The sequence below is a fragment of the Acinetobacter sp. UBA5934 genome (genome assembly GCF_002430855.1).
In the GTDB taxonomy this organism is placed as follows: Bacteria; Pseudomonadota; Gammaproteobacteria; order Pseudomonadales; family Moraxellaceae; genus Acinetobacter.
Window position 1 is genome coordinate 1 of record NZ_DJDC01000036.1, and the last position, 416, is coordinate 416.

Annotated in this window: 1 pseudogene; it reads right to left on the minus strand. The window is 39.7% G+C overall.

Features of this window, described 5'->3' with window-relative positions:
- Positions 1-128: 128 nt before the first annotated feature.
- Positions 129-416 (minus strand): annotated as a pseudogene (locus B2Y23_RS02590) (hypothetical protein); the annotation flags it as partial.

Genomic DNA, 416 nt, shown 5'->3' on the forward strand with positions numbered 1-416 from the left:
CGTTTCAGAGGTGGGCGTATAATAGGGTGGATAGGACACCCTGTCAAACCTTTTTCCGGGATAATTTTTAAAAATAGATTCAACTGAATAAAAATAAAACAAATATGTGAAATGTACTGTGTAATTCGTTATTTTTCAGGTGTTAGACCATCAATGATGCTGTTGACCACCGCCGGATTTTGCAAATAGCCGGTAATACTGTGAGGGTTATACAGGGAGGTGGTAATTGCCTGGTTAATGATCGGTGGTTCGAAATTGAAGGGTGCTTCGGATAAAGGAAAAGCAGTTAAAAAATCATCAGGTGAATAAAAGTTAAACCATTCACCCTTTAGTTGAGGTGGCCTGGATATCGGTGTAATGAGTTTTTCCTGAATCACTTTAAAAGCCAGGGGCGAGCCTAAGGTAATAAAACGCTG